The 14,648-nt window shown below is 69.3% G+C and carries 12 protein-coding genes; 3 read left to right on the plus strand and 9 right to left on the minus strand.

What is annotated here, in order from left to right; translation table 11 throughout:
• Positions 1-44: 44 nt before the first annotated feature.
• From C457_RS02810 to C457_RS02820, 3 genes are all read right to left on the minus strand, one after another.
• Positions 45-2,864: an aconitate hydratase gene (locus C457_RS02810; protein ID WP_008091797.1), complete on the minus strand. Its 2,820-nt coding sequence runs from the start codon at positions 2,862-2,864 to the stop codon at positions 45-47.
• Between the two features lie 118 nt (positions 2,865-2,982).
• Positions 2,983-3,165, minus strand: coding sequence for a hypothetical protein (locus tag C457_RS02815; protein WP_004973290.1), 183 nt, complete (start codon positions 3,163-3,165; stop codon positions 2,983-2,985).
• A gap of 10 nt (positions 3,166-3,175) precedes the next feature.
• A complete protein-coding gene (locus C457_RS02820; protein WP_008091801.1) occupies positions 3,176-3,595 on the minus strand; it encodes a DUF7539 family protein in 420 nt (139 codons plus the stop codon).
• A gap of 155 nt (positions 3,596-3,750) precedes the next feature.
• On the opposite strand from C457_RS02820, the gene C457_RS02825 reads away from it, so the two are divergent.
• Positions 3,751-5,844 (plus strand): receiver/sensor box histidine kinase, encoded by a 2,094-nt coding sequence (locus C457_RS02825; RefSeq protein WP_008091802.1) that lies wholly within the window; start codon positions 3,751-3,753, stop codon positions 5,842-5,844.
• A 6-nt stretch (positions 5,845-5,850) separates the two neighbouring features.
• Here C457_RS02825 and C457_RS02830 read toward each other — a convergent pair whose 3' ends face one another.
• Positions 5,851-6,111: a glutaredoxin family protein gene (locus tag C457_RS02830; protein ID WP_008091804.1), complete on the minus strand. Its 261-nt coding sequence runs from the start codon at positions 6,109-6,111 to the stop codon at positions 5,851-5,853.
• A gap of 472 nt (positions 6,112-6,583) precedes the next feature.
• On the opposite strand from C457_RS02830, the gene C457_RS02835 reads away from it, so the two are divergent.
• Both C457_RS02835 and C457_RS20520 read left to right on the plus strand, forming a co-directional pair.
• Positions 6,584-7,081 (plus strand): DUF7344 domain-containing protein, encoded by a 498-nt coding sequence (locus tag C457_RS02835; protein WP_008091805.1) that lies wholly within the window; start codon positions 6,584-6,586, stop codon positions 7,079-7,081.
• Between the two features lie 147 nt (positions 7,082-7,228).
• Positions 7,229-7,390, plus strand: a complete 162-nt coding sequence (locus C457_RS20520) for a hypothetical protein (protein ID WP_008091806.1) — start codon at positions 7,229-7,231, stop codon at positions 7,388-7,390.
• 42 nt (positions 7,391-7,432) lie between these two features.
• Here C457_RS20520 and C457_RS02840 read toward each other — a convergent pair whose 3' ends face one another.
• The 5 genes from C457_RS02840 to mutS all read right to left on the minus strand — a co-directional run bounded on the left by C457_RS02840 (position 7,433) and on the right by mutS (position 14,560).
• Positions 7,433-8,077 carry a DUF6663 family protein gene (locus C457_RS02840; RefSeq protein ID WP_008091807.1) on the minus strand — a complete coding sequence of 215 codons (645 nt, stop codon included), beginning with the start codon at positions 8,075-8,077 and terminating at the stop codon, positions 7,433-7,435.
• Positions 8,078-8,128: 51 nt separating this feature from the next.
• Positions 8,129-9,085, minus strand: a complete 957-nt coding sequence (gene kdgK1, locus C457_RS02845) for a bifunctional 2-dehydro-3-deoxygluconokinase/2-dehydro-3-deoxygalactonokinase (protein WP_008091808.1) — start codon at positions 9,083-9,085, stop codon at positions 8,129-8,131.
• A gap of 89 nt (positions 9,086-9,174) precedes the next feature.
• Positions 9,175-9,477 (minus strand): hypothetical protein, encoded by a 303-nt coding sequence (locus C457_RS02850; RefSeq protein ID WP_049913353.1) that lies wholly within the window; start codon positions 9,475-9,477, stop codon positions 9,175-9,177.
• Positions 9,478-9,587: 110 nt separating this feature from the next.
• Positions 9,588-11,825 (minus strand): DNA mismatch repair endonuclease MutL, encoded by a 2,238-nt coding sequence (mutL, locus tag C457_RS02855; RefSeq protein WP_008091810.1) that lies wholly within the window; start codon positions 11,823-11,825, stop codon positions 9,588-9,590.
• Complete coding sequence (mutS, locus tag C457_RS02860; protein ID WP_008091811.1) at positions 11,822-14,560, minus strand: DNA mismatch repair protein MutS; 2,739 nt, start codon at positions 14,558-14,560, stop codon at positions 11,822-11,824. The genes mutL and mutS overlap by 4 nt, the downstream gene beginning before the upstream one ends.
• Between the last annotated feature and the right edge of the window lie 88 nt (positions 14,561-14,648).

The raw sequence follows: 14,648 nt of genomic DNA on the forward strand, positions 1-14,648 counted from the left end.
GCCGGTCGCCGCCCCGACTCAGTTCACCGGCGCAGCGTCCTGATTCAGTTCTCGGTCAGGAGCCGACGGAGTACGTAGTGGAGGATACCGCCGTTTTCGACGTACGTCACCGCGGCGGGCGTGCCGACCTGCGCGGTCACGTCGAACTCGATTTCGGTTCCGTCGTTCTTCGTGGCGACCACGGTCAGTTCGTCGTTGACTTCGAGGCCGTCGTCGAGGCCGCGGATGTCGAACTGTTCGGAGCCGTCGAGGCCGAGCGACTCCCACGAGTCGCCGTCTTCGAACTGGAGCGGGAGGACGCCCATGCCGACGAGGTTGTCCCGGTAGATACGCTCGTAGCTCTCGGCGATGGTCGCGCGCACGCCGAGGAGGTCCGTGCCCTTCGCCGCCCAGTCGCGGCTGGAACCGGTCCCGAACTCGACGCCCGAGAGGACGACGAGCGGGGTTTCCTCCCCGCGGTAGCGCTGGCTCGCCTCGAAGACGGTCGTCTCCTCGCCCGTCGGGTGGTGAACCGTGTAGCCGCCCTCCACGTCGTCGAGCATCTGGTTCTCGATGCGGACGTTGGCGAACGTCCCGCGCATCATCACCTCGTGGTTCCCGCGGCGGGAGCCGTAGGTGTTGAAGTCCACGGGGTCGACGCCGTGGTCCATGAGCCACTGGCCGGCCGGGAGCTTCGACCCGAACGGCCCGGCGGGGCTGATGTGGTCGGTCGTCACCGTGTCGCCGAGCGTCAGGAGACAGCGGGCGTCCTCGATGTCGGAGACGCCGGGTTTCTCCAGCGGGAAGTCCGTGAAGAACGGCGGCTCGCGGATGTAGGTCGACTCGTCGTCCCAGTCGTACACGTCCCCGGTCGGCGCTTCGAGCGCCTCCCAGCGCTCGTCGCCCTCGAACACCTCGGCGTACTTCTCGCGGAACATCGACGGGTCGACGCTGTCGTGGATGGTCTCTCGAATCTCGTCGGCGTCCGGCCAGATGTCGGCGAGGTAGACGGCGTTGCCCTCGTCGTCGGTACCGAGCGGGTCGGTCTCGAGGTCGATGTCCATCCGGCCGGCGAGGCCGTAGGCGACGACGAGCGGCGGGCTGGCGAGGTAGTTCGCGCGAATCTTCGGGTGGATGCGCGCCTCGAAGTTGCGGTTGCCGCTGAGGACGCTCGTCGTCCACAGCCCGTGTTCGTCGATGGCGTTCTCGATGGGTTCCGGAAGCGGGCCGGCGTTGCCGATGCAGGTCGTACAGCCGTAGCCGACCACGTCGTAGCCGAGCGCTTCGAGGTGCGGGAGCAGGTCGGCTTTCTTCAGGTACTCCGTGACGACGCGGCTCCCCGGCGCGAGGCTCGTCTTGACGTACTCGGGCACGTCGAGACCCCTCTCCAGCGCGTTGCGCGCGAGGAGGCCCGCGGCGACCATGACAGACGGGTTCGAGGTGTTCGTACAGGACGTGATGGCGCTGACGACGACGCTCCCGTGGCCGATTTCGACCGTCTCGCCGCCGAGGTCGACTTCGACGCGTTTGGTCAGTTCCCCGAGGTCGGGCTCTTCGGGGGCCGTCTCTGGCGTCTCGGTCAGCGTCCCGCCGTCGCCCGCGAGTTCGCCGTCGGGGTCGCCCCCGCCCCCGCCCTCGCCGAGCCAGCGGACGATGGCCTCCTCGTCCACGTCGTCGACGGTGTCTTCGAACTCGCCGTAGAGGAGTTCGCGGAAGTGGGCCTTCATGTCGCCCATGGCGACGCGGTCCTGCGGGCGCTTCGGCCCGGCGAGACTCGGCTCGACGGCGGAGAGGTCCACGTCGACCGTCTCCGTGTACTCGGGGTGTTGCTCGCCGAAGAGGCCCTGCGCGTCGAGGTACTCGCGGACGAGTTCGATGTGTTCGGGCTCGCGGCCCGTGAGTTCGAGGTAGTCCAGCGTCGCCTCGTCGACCGGGAAGACGCTGATGGTCGACCCCTGTTCGGGGGCCATGTTGGAGATGGTCGCCCGGTCGGGGACCGAGAGGTTCCCCACGCCGGGGCCGAAGAACTCGACGAACCGGTCGACGACGCCGACCTCGCGGAGCTGTTCGGTGACGTGCAACACGAGGTCGGTCGCGGTCGCGCCTTCGGGGAGTTCGCCCTCGAGTTTGACTCCGACGACCTCGGGGAGCTTCATCGTGATGGGCTGGCCGAGCATCGCCGCCTCGGCCTCGATGCCGCCGACGCCCCAGCCGACGACGCCGATGCCGCCTATCATCGGCGTGTGGCTGTCGGTGCCGACGAGCGTGTCGGGGAGGAGCCAGCGGTCGCCGCGCCACTCGCGGTCGTGGACGACGCGCCCGAGGTGTTCGAGGTTCACCTGGTGGACGATGCCCGTCCCCGGCGGGACGACGCTGAAGTTGTCGAAGGCGTTCTGCGCCCACTTGAGCGCCTTGTAGCGCTCGGCGTTGCGCTCGTACTCCAGTTCGACGTTCTTCTCGTAGGCGTCGGGCGAGCCGAAGAAGTCCACCTGCACGCTGTGGTCGATGACGAGGTCACAGGGGACTTCGGGTTCGACGAGTTTCGGGTCCTTCCCGGCGCGGTCGGCGGCCGACCGGAGCGCCGCGAGATCGACGACCGCGGGCACGCCCGTCAGGTCCTGTAGCACCACGCGAGACGGCGTGAACGGGACTTCGACGTTCGGCACGTCCGGCTCCCACGAGGCGGCGTTCCGCACGTCCTCCTCGGTGACGATGTCGCCGTCGACGTTTCGCAGCACGGACTCAAGCAGGATGCGGATGCTCACCGGCAGTCGGTCGAGTTCGCAGAGCCCCTGTTCTTCCAGAACGGTCAGGTCCGCCATCTTGTACGTGGTTCCGTCGTGTTCGAACTCACGGACGGCGTCCAGCGTATCTGCGTCGCTCATAGTCGACCGGTAGGGTCTCCGCGGGCTTGAATGCGGGACTCGTTCTCACGGCGTCGGAATCGAGGCGAACGGAGCTCCAGAGCGGCGATATCCGGGGCTCTGGCGGCCTGCCACCGGCTCACGGGGGTCTGGGTCGCGACTTCCCCAGTTCGCCCGCGACGATGACGCCGCCGTGTTCGAGAAGCGAGTACGAACAGTCCCAGCAGCAGTACCGCAGGTCGTGGCCGCGGGCGACGACCACGTCGGCGCGCTCGCCGCAGCGATAACAGGGCCGGTGGTCCGCCGGGTGGATGACGCGCATCGGCCTCGGATTACTCCTCGGGGACGCCGGCGACCCCGACGAACTCGTTGACCTCGTCTTGGACGTACCGGCGGACGCGTTCGCAGTAGTCCCACAGGAGGTCGTTGAACTGCTCGCGCTCCGGTTCGGTCAGGCTCTCCCCGCCCCGCGACCACGACGAGGGAATCTCCGGGTGGCGGGTGCAGACGACCGAAATCGGGTGATTCTTCGGATGTCCCATGACGACCGCGTACTCGTCCGTCCCCCAGAGTCCGTCGCCGCCGTCGCCCGCGAGCTCCGCGTCCACCTCGTCGAGAAGCTGCCGCTCCTCGGCGGTGACGGCAGCGTCGTCGCCGGCGAACAGCTCGCGGTAGGCCCGGTCGCGGGCCGTGTAGGTCCACCCGTCGAGTCGCTCGCGCGCCTGTCGGAGGAGTCGTCTGTCAGCTTCCATGAGTCTCCAAAGGGGCGCCGAGGCCATAGGCGTACGCCCGCCCCGTCCGAGCGACCGGAGCGCGAACCGTACGGCTCGCCCTCGTCGCTGAACCCGTGGCCGTCGGTCGCTGCTGCTGACGAAACACCTATTGAACTCACGGCTCTCGAACGAGTATGTCCACCCCCGACGACAGCACCGGGAACGGCGGTGACGACCCCATCTCCGTCCTCTACGTCGGCCGGGACCCGGAGTTCGTCGCCCTCGTCGCGACGGCGCTCGAACGCGAGTCCGACCGGCTCGATGTCCGGGGCGAGACCGCCGTCATCGACGGTATCTCCGTCGTCGAGGACGACGGCGTCGACTGCGTCGTCTCGGAGTACCACCTCCGGGACGGCGACGGCCTCGACCTCCTCACCGCCGTTCGCGCCCGCTCGTCCGACCTGCCGTTCATCCTCTACACCGCCCACGGCGACGAGGCGGTGGCGAGCCGCGCGATTTCGCTCGGCGTTAGCGACTACGTCCGGCGGACCGCCGGCGACGAGGACTTCCACCTCCTCGCGAGCCGCGTGTTCAACGCGGTGTCGCAGTACCGCGTCCAGGAGCGACTCACCGAGTCCGACGCGCACCTCGCGACCGTCTACGGCCGCGTCACCGACGGCATCTTCGCGTTAGACGACGACTGGACCGTCAGCTACTGGAACGACGCGATGGCCGAGCGAACCGGCGTTCCGGCCGCGGAGGCCCTCAACCGAGACTTCCGCGAGCTCTTCCCCGAGGTCGGCTCCGAGATTCACGGGGCGCTCGAAGCCGCGATGGCGTCGGGAGCCACGACGCGACTCGACACCCGAATCGACGCCTTCGACGTTCGCGTCTCGGCGCGAATCTACCCCGACGACAGCGGGGTGAGCGTCTTCATCCGCGAGGTCGCCTCCGATGCCGCAGCCGCGGCGGACAGAGCCGGCACCGACGATGCGAGCCTCGACGCCGGGGAAGTCGCGGACCAGTGCGACTCCGGAGCCGGACCGAGCGCGAGGACGCGTCTCCCGGGGAGAGACGCCGCCGAGCGCGAGCGGCTCGAACGGGCGCTTCGCGACCTTCAGTCAGTCGCCCGCGAACTCCTCCGCGTCGAGACGAGCGAGGCGGTCGCGGCCGTCGCCGTCGACGCCGTCCGCGACGTGGTCGGCTGGCCCATCTCGGGCGTGTGGTTCCACGACCCCGACGACGACGCGCTCGTCCCGGTCGCGCAGTCCGACGCCGCCCGGCAGGTGTTCGGCGAGTCGCCCACTCTCCACCGGGACGGCGAGGAGACGCTCATCTGGGAGGCGTTCGACGCCAACGAGGTGCGGGTGTACGAGCGAACCGTCGGCGGGTCGGAGGTGCAGCACCCCGACTCGTCCATCGAGTCGGAGGTCCACGTCCCGCTCGGCGAGTACGGCGTCCTCCTCACCGGCGACACCCGTCAGGGGGCGTTCACCGACGTCGACGTCGAACTCCTCCAACTGCTCGCGTCCACCGTCTCGTCGGCCGTCGAACGGGCGAAGCGCGAACAGACGCTCCGCGACCGCGAGGCCGAACTCGCGGCGGCGAACGAGCGCCTCGACGAGTTCGTCTCCGTGGTCGCACACGACCTCCGAAACCCGCTTTCGGTCGCCAAGGGCTACCTCGAAATCGCGGCCGACACCGGCGACCCGGAGCACTTCGAAAAGATAGAGACGGCGCTCGAACGGATGAACGCCCTCATCAGCGACCTGCTTACGCTCGCTCGACAGGGCTCGCCGGTCACGGAGTTCGAGGCGGTCGACCTCCGGTCGAAGGTCACCCACGCGTGGAGCTTCGTCGCCACCGAGGACGCCCGTCTCGAACCGCTCGACCTCGGCGTGGTCCGCGCCGACACGGGCAGGCTCCTCCAACTGTTCGAGAACCTGTTTCGCAATGCTGTAGAACATGGTTCTACAGGCAACCGGAGTTCGTCCGGTGATGCCGTCGAGCACGGCGGCGCGGCCGCGACCGTGACCGTCGGCCGACTCGACGACGATGCGGGCTTCTACGTCGAAGACGACGGCGACGGCATCCCCGAGTCGCTCCGCGAGCGGGTGTTCGAACACGGGTACACGACCGACCGAACCGGGACGGGGTTCGGGTTGGCTATCGTCGAAAACATCGCCGAGGCCCACGGCTGGTCGGTCACGCTCACCGACGGCACCGACGGCGGCGCGCGCTTCGAGTTCCGCGGCGTCGAGTGGGTGCACCCCGCCGACGCCGAGTGACGGCGCTCACTCCCGCGCCGCGGTCAGTTTCTCCCTGAGCCGGCCGGCGTCGACGCGGAACTTGAACGCCGGTCGGTCGTCCACGTAGACGTACGGCACTCGCTCCCCGTACTTCTCGCTGAGTTCGTCGTCGGTATCGACGTTCACGAGGTCGATATCGACCGGAACGTCCGTCTCGTCTGCGACCTCGCGGACGGTCGCTTCGGCCTCGTCGCAGAGGTCACACTCCGTGCGCGTGTAGATGACGACGGGAACGGGGTCGCTCATCGCCCGATGTCGTCGCCGCGGCCTGTTGAGTCTTCTCGTCGGGCTCGTTCTGTGTGGCATGCATCTGTTCCGAGCAATCGCCCTCGACGACTCGTGAACTCGCCGAGGAGGCTCCGAACCGTCGTTCTGACAGGCCTCGCTTCGCCGGACGCCTCTTCGCTGGCGAACGAGCCGAGCGGTTCCTGACGACCCGCAGGCGCGGGGCCGTTGGCGGCGACCGCATCGTAATCCCCGGTGATGCGTGCGAGAAATTCGTGTCTCCGACCCACGACTCCTCGATTCGCGTCGGGCGCAGAACATGTCACTGATGTACCTTTTGGCCGATTGGCAGTCGAAATAGAGCCGCAATTCGGGCGTTAGAGGGAGATAACGGCCTTGCTTTCTGCCGATACTCGTTATTCCGGACGGCGATTCCGGAGGCGAACTGTTAATATAGAAGAAGCGACCAGTCACAAATCGATCGAATCCTCGTATGGCGACAACATCCGAACCCGGACTCTCCGAGACGCGAATTCACGAGGTACTGAGTAACGACCGCCGTCGGATGGCCATCGAGTTCCTCCAAGACGGTGACCTGACCCTCCGCGAACTCTCGGAGCGCATCGCGGAAGCGGAGACCGGGGAGTCGCCGCCGCCGCGGAACATCCGCCAGAGCGCCTACGTCTCGCTGCAACAGACTCACATCCCCAAACTCGCCGAACTGGACATCGTGAACTACGACGACGAGTCGAAGGTCGTCTCGCTGGCCGAGGCGGGCGACGTGACGGTTTACATGGAGGTCGTCCCCGAGGGCGAACTCTCGTGGAGCGAGTACTACGCCGCGCTCGCCGCGCTCGGCATCGTCCTCATGATCGCCGTTGCTGTCGGCGTCCCGGTCATCTCGGGCGTCGGCGCGCCCGGTCTCGGCTCGCTCGTCTTCGCCGTTCTCGGCGGCTCCGCGGTCTACCAGCGCTGGACCCAAGAGAACTAACGCTTCGTCGCCCCGCTCTTCTGTCGAGTCAGTCAGTTCAGTCGAACTCGCCGCCGGCCGCACGCCGGCCGCTCGCCGCCCGGACACGACGGCGTCGGCGACGACTGACGACGGTGGCATTTAGTCCGTTCCGCCACGACTCGGCGTATGCGCGACCCGTCCGACCCGAACGGACCGCCGACGGTCTGCGACGAGTGCGGCGCGAGACACTCGTTTCGGCGGCGGTTCGTCACCGGCGGCGGCTGGCGAACCGTCTACCGATGTTCGGAGTGTGGTTCCCGCGCGCCGAGCGACGCCGACCCCGAGTGACCGAGTGCGACTCGGGAGCGGCCGGCGACGACCCGCGGCGCGTCAGCAGTAGGTGTCGCGCATCGTCCGCGCGAACAGTCCGTCTCGGTCGAGCGCGATGGCGACGAGGACGAACTCCTCGTCGAGGGGGCGCAAGACGAACACCTCGCGGGGCGCGTCGGGCACGTCGGTCTCGTCGTCGAGGCGGTCCAAAAGCGGGTCTACGGGGACGACCCCGTCGCCGAACTCGTCGAACAGGTCACGCGCGCCGGGCTGTTTCGCGAAGACGTAGAGCACGGCGTTCGGGTCGCCGTCGGTGCCGTAGGTGACGCGCGAGCCGATGGCCTCGCCGTCGCCGGTCGCGTGCCACGTCTCGCGGGCGGCCTCGAACAGCCCCGTCGCGGCACCGACGAACCGAAAGCGGGTCCGGTCGCGGACCGACACGTCTGCAAAGTGCGGGTCGCCGTCGTCCCACGTCAGCGTCGCCTCGATTTCGTTTCCGGGTTCGAGCGCCGAGACGCGCTCTGCGAGGTCGCCGTTGTAGCCGGTCTGTGGCACGTAGGTCGGTGAGTAGGCGTCGTCGGCGTCGGTCTCGACGGCCGGGTCGGCCCAGTCGACGCGCTCCTCGGGGAGTTCGAGCAAGAGGAGTTCGTCTCCGTCGCGCGGACTGCGATAGACCCGGAACCGGCCGGTCGTCGTGACCTCCATGTCGGCGGCTACTGGACGGACGGAAATACGCCTGCCGGTCGCCGGGCGACCCTACCGCGAGATGCCGTCGCCCTCGTCGGCGACGACGCGCTCGACGTCTTCGGGGTTGACGACCGCGATGTCGCCGTCGACGGTCCGCTTGAGCGACGCCGTCGCCGACGCCCACCGCAGCGACTCGGCCACGCTCCCGCCGTCGAGGTGCTTGGCGAGATAGCCGCCGACGAAGGCGTCGCCGGTCCCGATGGCGTCGCGGGTCTCAGCCTCGTAGACGCCCTGTTCGGACACCGCTCCGCCGGAGACGGCGAGCGACCCCTTCTCGCCGCGAGTGACGACGACGGTCTCGATACCGTAGTCCTCGGCGAGCCCGCGGGCGACGGACTCGGCGTCGCCGTCGCGCCCGAGGACGGTCGCCGCGTCGCGCTCGGCGGCGAACAGCAGGTCGACGGAGCCGAGCAGGTCTCGGTAGCCCTCGGCCGCCTCCTCGGGCGACCAGAGCTTCGTCCGGTAGTTCAGGTCGAAGGCGGTCGTCGTCCCGGCGTCCTGCGCCGCATCGAGCACGTCGGCCGTGGTCTCGCGGAGCGTCTCGGAGAGCGCGGGGGTGATGCCGCTCGTGTAGCACACCTCGGCGTCGCGGACGGCGTCGAGGTCGGTTTCGCCCGTCTCCAGCGTCGTCACGGCCGCGTCGGCGCGGTCGTAGACGACGTTCGTCGGGCGCGGCGACGCCCCGTGTTCGAGGTAGTAGACGCCCTGTCGGGCGTCGTCGGTCCAGACGACGCCGTCGGTGTCGACGCCGTGGCTCCGGAGTTCGCCGACGATTCGCCGGCCGAGCGGCGAGTCCGGGAGCTTCGAGAACCACGCTGCGTCCCCTCCGAGTCGGGTGGCGGCGACGGCGACGTTCGACTCCGCGCCGCCCGCCTGCACTTCGAGTTCGCGGGTGGTCTCGAGTCGCTCGCCACGCGGCGGCGACAGCCGAAGCATCGTCTCGCCGAAGGTCACGAGTGCTGTCATGGAAGGCCGTTCGCGGGCGCGATATAAACCTCCGGCGTTGCCGTCGAATGACACGCCTGCGGTCGATTCGTTCGCCCCCGCGTGCCGGCTCACGCGGCGGTCAATCGCCGGACGAGGTAGATGAACGCGATGGGGATGCTCAGAAACGGAATCGCCACGAGGTAGTACACGGGGGAGGGAACCCAGTCGCTCTCGCGGGCGAGGTCCAGCCGGTCGACGTGGAGCGCCAGCGGGCCGACGACCACGGCGGCCGCCGTCCCGTAGAGCCGAATCGCCTGCCCGGCCGCGTCGGCCCACGGCGGCACGCTCGGCCCCGTCGCCGCCGTGAAGAGATACGAGACGACGAGCGCCAGCGGCCCGAAGCAGATGCCCAGAAAGACCAGCGGATTCATCGCCTCCACCGTCTCGGTGCCCCGACTTGAATCCTCGCCGATGCTATCGGTTCCGAGAATCGGAGGTCGGGTCGCGGATAGCGGCGGGCAACGCGACCGACCCGCGCCGGCTACTCCTCGCGTCGTCGCCCGCCGTGGCCGGGGTAGTCGCGCTCGAAGCGCGAGGTGATTTCGTCGCGGTCGAACTCGATGATGACCGGGCGACCGTGGGGGCAGGCGTAGGGGTTCTCGCAGTCGTCGAGCGCGGCGAGCAGGTCGAGCACGGAGCCCTCCCGGAGCGACGTGTTGCCCGTAATCGAGGGGTAACACGCGAGGTCCGACAGCAGTTCGTCGGCGACGGCGTCGACGGTCTTCCGGCCGCCGTCGGCCTCCTCGCGGACGAACGCCGTCAGCGCGTCGCGGAGCAGTCCGGGGTCGAGCGCGGCGTCGAACACCGCCGGCACGGTGCGGACCGAGACGGTCCGCTCGCCGGTCCGCCCGGCGTGGAATCCCACCTGCGCCAGCGCCTCGCGGTACTCCTCGAACAGCGCCGCCTCGCGCGCCGTGAGTTCGAGTTCGACCGGTTCGGCCAGCGCCTGCGTCGGCGTATCGCCTTCGACCTCGCCCTTCAGGCGCTCGTAGTTCACGCGCTCGTCGGCGGCGTGCTGGTCGACGAGCACCAACCCCTCGTCGGTCTCGGCGACGATGTAGGTGTCCGCGAGTTGGCCGATGATTCGCATCGACGGGAGCGAGTCGAACTCGGGTGAGAGGTCCGCCTCCTCCCCGGAGAGGTCGCGCTGGGTCGTCGGCGCGGCGATTCGCGAGGGGCGACGTGGCGGGGTTTCGCTGTCCGACTCGGACTCCGATTCGGGGTCGTCGGACGGCCTCGTTGCCTGTGTCGCCTCCGGTTCAGTCTCGTCGGTCGAAAGCGACGACTGCTCGGTCGTCTCCGGTCCCGGCGCGAGGTCGTATTCGCGGGGCGGCGTCGGCGGCGCAGACGCCGGCGTCGAGGCCGAAGTCGAACCGGACGAACCCCCCGAACCCTCGGGCGTCTCGGCGGACGCATCGGCGTCGCCGTCAGCCGGATTCTCGGCGTCGACGCCCGACCCTCGTTCAGTTGCAGTCGTGGTGTCTGGTCCGGCATCGTCGGCCGCGACCGCGTCCGGGTTCGACTGTGCATCCGACTCGCGGGCCTCCCGCGCCGACTGCACGTCCCGCGCGGACGGGGGGTCCGCGTCGTCGTCTGTTTCGCCGCCCGTCTCCGATTCCCGGGCGTCGTGGGGGTCCATCGACGCCGCGTCGTCGTCCGTCGAACCGGGTTGGATGGCCGCCTCGTCGGCTTTCGACCGGCCTCGCGGGGCCGACGACCGGACGAGGCCGTGATTCAGCAGGGCGTCTTCGACCGCATCGGTCACGTCGCGCTTGACGCCGGCCTCGTCGTCCCAGCGGACCTCCATCTTCCGCGGGTGGACGTTCACGTCCACGGCGTCGGGCGCGACCTCGACGAACAGCACCGCGAAGGGGTAGCGGTCGGCGTCGAGTTGGCCGCCGTAGGCGTCGAGGACGGCCTCGCGGAGCACGCGGTCGGTGACGTAGCGGTCGTTGACGAACGTCGAGAGGTAGTCGCGGGTGCTTCGGGTTGTCTCGGGGTGGCTCACGAGCCCCGAGACGGAGACGCCGGGGGCGTCGCGGTCGACCGGAACCATCGACTCCGCGACCTCGCGGCCGTACACCGAGAGCACGGTCGACTGGAGGTCGCCGCGGCCCTCGGTGGCGAACACCTCGCGGTCGTCGTGTTCGAGCGAGACGGCCACGTCGGGGTTGGCGAGGGCGTAGTGGGTGACGACCGCGTTGACGTGGTCGAACTCGGTCGCCGTCGTCTTGAGGAACTTCCGTCGCGCGGGCGTGTTGTAAAACAGGTCGTCGACCTCGACGACCGTCCCCTCGGGACAGCCGGCCGGCCGAATCGACTCGACCTCGCCGCCCTCGTACTTCAGCTCCGTGCCCACGTCGCCGCCGCGGGGCTTCGACCGGATGGTCAGCCGCGACACCGCGCCGATGGTGTGGAGCGCCTCGCCGCGGAAGCCGAGGGTGCCGACGCCGGCTTCGAGGTCCTCGATATCGCCGATTTTGCTCGTCGTGTGCTCGCGGACGGCGAGTTCGAGGTCCTCCTCGCTCATGCCGACGCCGTCGTCGCGGATGCGGACGCCCTCCACGCCGCCGGCGTCGACGGCCACGGAGATGCGCGTCGCGTCCGCGTCGAGGCTGTTTTCGAACAACTCCTTGACGACCGAGGCGGGCCGTTCGACCACCTCGCCGGCGGCGATGCGCTGGATGGTCTTCTCGTCGAGCTGTTTGATGTCGCTCATTCGCCGTCACCGCCGTCCAGCTTCGACTGCCACGCCTGCACCTTCGCCATCAGGTCCAGCGGCGACGTGTCGTTCACGTCGGTCGCCCGGAGTTCGTCGAGGACGGCTTCGGTTTCCGGGTCCGGCGCGGCCCCGGACTCGGTCTCTGTCTCGGCGTCGGCCGCCTCGGCGCTCGCCCCGGCGAGCGCCCCGGCCGACCCGTTGCCCGTTGCGCCGTTCGCGGGCGCACCGGAGCCCGTCGAATCGTCGGCGGAGTCGCCGCCCTCCGCGACTTTCATCTGTCCGCTTCCCACGTCGAAGACGGCCTGTACGGGTTCCGAGGTTCCGGACCCCCTCGCCTCGATGGCCTTCTCCTCGCGGAGCCGGTCGAGCACGTCGGCGGCGCGGTCGACGACCGGGCGCGGAACCCCCGCCAAATCGGCGACGTGAATCCCGTAGCTCCGGTCGGTCGGGCCGTCGACGACGGTCCTGAGGAAGGTCACGTCGCCGTCGCGCTCGTCGGCCGCGACGTGGACGTTGGCGACGCGGTCGAGGTGGTCCGCGAGGGTCGTCAGCTCGTGGTAGTGCGTGGCGAAGAGCGTCTTGGCCCGTATCTCATTATGCAGGTACTCGGTGGCCGCCCACGCGATGGAGATGCCGTCGTAGGTGGCGGTTCCGCGGCCCACCTCGTCGAGGATGACGAGCGAGTCCTCGGTGGCCGAGTGGAGGATGTTCGAGAGTTCCTGCATCTCGACCATGAACGTCGAGCGACCCTGCGCGAGTTCGTCCAGCGCGCCGACGCGGGTGTAGATGCCGTCGACGACGCCGACGGTCGCCGAGCGCGCGGGCACGAAGCTCCCCACCTGCGCGAGGAGCGTGATGAGCGCCGCCTGCCGCATGTACGTCGATTTGCCCGACATGTTCGGCCCGGTGACGATGAGGAAGCCGCGCTCGTCGTCCATGCGGAGGTCGTTCGGGACGAAGTCGGTCGTCGTCTCCACGACCGGGTGGCGACCGGCCTCGATGTCGAGCGCCCCGGCGTCCGTGAGTTCGGGTCGGGTCCACCCGTTGCCGGCGGCGTGGGTCGCAAGCGACGCCAGCGCGTCCACCTCGGCGATGGTTCGACCCACGTCCTGCAGGAGTTCGGCGCGCCGGGCCACGCGCTCGCGGAGTTCTTCGAACAGTTCGTACTCGAGGTCGCCGCGGGCCTCTTCGAGCCGGAGAATCTCGCGTTCTTTCTCCTCTAACTCCTCGGTGACGAAGCGCTTCGAGTTCTTGAGCGTCTTTATCTGCCGGTAGTGGTCGGGGACCTGGTCGGCGACCGACTTGCCGACCTGGATGTAGTAGCCGTCGGTCTTGTTGCGGTCGACGGTGACGTGCGAGAGGCCGTGGTCCCGCTTTTCGCGGTCGGCGAGCGTGTCGAGCCACGACTTCGCCGACTCGTGGCGCTCGATGAGGTCGTCGAGTTCGTCGTCGTAGCCCTGCTGGAACAGCCCGCCCTGCGTGACCGTCTTCGGCGGGTCCTCGGCGAGCGCGTCGGCGAGGTCGGCTCGGAGGTCGGCCGCGGCGTCCCGGTCCGGCCGCGAGACGACTTCCGCGAGCGGGGAGTCCGCGAGTTCGGTCCCCTCGATGGCGTCGGCGAGCGCGGGAAGCACAGAGAGGGTGTCCCGAACCGAGAGCAAGTCGGACGCGCCGGCGCTCCCGGACGCCGACCGGGAGGCGAGTCGTTCGAGGTCGTACGCCCCGTCGAGTACCTCGCGAACGCGCTCGCGGGCGAGGGCGGCCGAGGCGAGCGACTGCACGGCGTCGAGTCGGCGGGCGAGTTCGTCGCGGTCGCGCCGCGGGCGGGTCAGCCACTCGCGGAGGAGGCGGCCGCCGGGAGAGGTGACGGTGTGGTCTATCGTGTCGAACAGCGACCCCGAGCGGTCGCCGTGCATCGTCTCGGTGAGTTCGAGGTTGCGCTGGGTGGTCGCGTCGAGTTCGAGTAGGTCCGAAGGGTGGTAGACCTGCAGGCGCGTCATCGACCGGAGGACGCCCGCGCCCGTCTCCTCGACGTAGGCGAGGACGCCGCCGGCGGCGCGGGTCGCGAGGTCGGAGTCGAGACCGACGCTGTCGACCGTGGACGCGCCGAACTGCTCGCGGACGGCGTGGCGGGCGCGACCCGGCGCGAACGCCTCGGTGGAGAAAAGCGAGAAGGAGGCGTCCGTGGCCTCGCGCAGGCGAGAGAGCGTCTCGTCGTCGCCGCGCAGTTCCGGGCCGGGGAGGACTTCGACGGGGGCGAAGCGGTAGAGTTCGGCCGCGGCGTCGTCGACGGTCGCGGCCTCGGTGACGAGGAACTGGCCGGTGGTGATGTCGGCGAACGCGAGGCCGACGCCGTCGCCGTCGGTCACGACGGCCGCGAGGAACTGCGCGTCGGCGCGGGAGGTTTCGAGAAGCGTCCCCGGCGTGACAACGCGCTTGATTTCTCGGCGAAGGTCGCCGGACTCGGTCTCGTACTGGTCGGCGACGGCGACCCGGTAGCCGCGCTCGACGAGCGCCTTGAGGTAGGGCGTCAGGTCGTTCAGCGGCACGCCCGCCATCGGGTACGACGACCCGTGCGAGGACTTCTGGGAGACCTTGAGGTCGAGTTCGCGGCCGACCGTCTCGGCGTCGTCGGCGAAGAACTCGTAGAAGTCGCCGCACTGCATGGCGAGCAGGTCGGCGTCGGTCTCCTCTTTCAGCGAGAGGAACTGTCCGACGATTCCCTGAGTAGTCATGTCCGCACGTGGGTGGGCCGGCGGATAAAACGCTACGATGCCCCAGTCGTGAGGGAGTGCGAGCGTCCCGAAACTGACCCCTCGTCGC

This window comes from Haloferax prahovense DSM 18310 (assembly GCF_000336815.1).
GTDB classification, from domain to species: Archaea; Halobacteriota; Halobacteria; order Halobacteriales; family Haloferacaceae; genus Haloferax; species Haloferax prahovense.

Coding starts and splice junctions, on each gene's coding strand:
- C457_RS02830 (WP_008091804.1), bottom strand. CDS start 6,111: ATGAGCGACCCCGTTCCCGTCGTCATCTACACGCGCACGGAGTGTGAC.
- C457_RS02820 (WP_008091801.1), bottom strand. CDS start 3,595: ATGGAAGCTGACAGACGACTCCTCCGACAGGCGCGCGAGCGACTCGAC.
- C457_RS02810 (WP_008091797.1), bottom strand. CDS start 2,864: ATGAGCGACGCAGATACGCTGGACGCCGTCCGTGAGTTCGAACACGAC.
- C457_RS02840 (WP_008091807.1), bottom strand. CDS start 8,077: ATGGAGGTCACGACGACCGGCCGGTTCCGGGTCTATCGCAGTCCGCGC.
- C457_RS02835 (WP_008091805.1), top strand. CDS start 6,584: ATGGCGACAACATCCGAACCCGGACTCTCCGAGACGCGAATTCACGAG.
- C457_RS02850 (WP_049913353.1), bottom strand. CDS start 9,477: ATGAATCCGCTGGTCTTTCTGGGCATCTGCTTCGGGCCGCTGGCGCTC.
- kdgK1 (WP_008091808.1), bottom strand. CDS start 9,085: ATGACAGCACTCGTGACCTTCGGCGAGACGATGCTTCGGCTGTCGCCG.
- mutL (WP_008091810.1), bottom strand. CDS start 11,825: ATGAGCGACATCAAACAGCTCGACGAGAAGACCATCCAGCGCATCGCC.
- mutS (WP_008091811.1), bottom strand. CDS start 14,560: ATGACTACTCAGGGAATCGTCGGACAGTTCCTCTCGCTGAAAGAGGAG.
- C457_RS20520 (WP_008091806.1), top strand. CDS start 7,229: ATGCGCGACCCGTCCGACCCGAACGGACCGCCGACGGTCTGCGACGAG.
- C457_RS02825 (WP_008091802.1), top strand. CDS start 3,751: ATGTCCACCCCCGACGACAGCACCGGGAACGGCGGTGACGACCCCATC.
- C457_RS02815 (WP_004973290.1), bottom strand. CDS start 3,165: ATGCGCGTCATCCACCCGGCGGACCACCGGCCCTGTTATCGCTGCGGC.